Below are 925 nucleotides of genomic sequence, written 5' to 3'. Positions count from 1 at the left end.
CGCGGCCGGGGCGCGAGTTCGGGCGGCGCTCGCGTCCTGCGGTCCGGCGCGGGCCATGGGTGGAGCAGATCTGCATCCGCGCCACGGCCCTGCAGGCGGCGGAGCAGACGCTGGGGCTTCGGCGACGCACCGGCAAGGTCTTGCTGAAACAGGGCCTGCAGGCGCTGGCCCGTCACTATCGGATCGTCTGACGGCGCGAACGCGCCGCGGCTCCCGCGATCGAGGCGTCTATTTCCGATCCGAAAGCGCCAGGTCGGCCGTCGCGGTCTCGCGGATGCGGCGACCATGGCGTTCAGGCCGTTGGCCCGCTGCCGGGTCAGGGCCGACGGCAGCCCCAACCGGTCCAGCGCGGCGCGCGCGTCGAAGGCCAGGATCTCGTCCGGCGTCCGGCCGGAATACAGTTTGAGCAGCAGGGCGATATTGCCCTTGGACAGGGCGCTGTCGCTGTCCGCGAGGAACCGCAGGCGGCCGTCGGCCGCCCGCCGCACCGTCAGCCACACCTGCGCGGCGCACCCCGGCACCTTGTTGACCTCGATCCGATCCTCTTCCGGAAGCGGCGCCAGCCCCTTGCCCAGGTCGATCACGTATTCGATGCGTCCCTCCCAGTCGCCCAGAAGGTCGAACTCCTCGACCAGCTCGGCCAGGACCGCGTCTATGGAAGGCGTCTCGCTCATGGGCGCCAGATAGGCCCCCGCGGCGTTAACGACAACCGCGTGATAAATCCCCGGAAATCGCCCTCGCAGCCGGACGCCGGCAGTCGCCTCAGACGGGTGCGGACTTTGGGCGACTCGGGCGCGCGGCTAGGCTGGAGCGACGTCACCTCCCTCCGCTTCATTCCTCCCGAACCGTTTGACCTCCGAACGCAGCCCAGAACAGACCGACAGGGCCGCCCGCGCGGGCGCCGGCGACTCGCCCCGCGCTGGCC

The 925-nt window shown here is 71.1% G+C and carries 1 protein-coding gene; it reads right to left on the bottom strand.

All coding sequences use genetic code 11. The features are described 5' to 3' along the window. The coding region (locus AC2W7C_RS18460; RefSeq protein WP_486002646.1) for a SufE family protein at positions 1-584 on the bottom strand (584 nt) is incomplete at its 3' end. Positions 585-925: the final 341 nt, after the last annotated feature.

The organism is Brevundimonas sp. CURTG3B2_SDJG (assembly GCF_057364705.1).
Note: the sequence above shows the minus strand (reverse complement) of the source record. Positions and strands in the feature narration are given on the sequence as shown.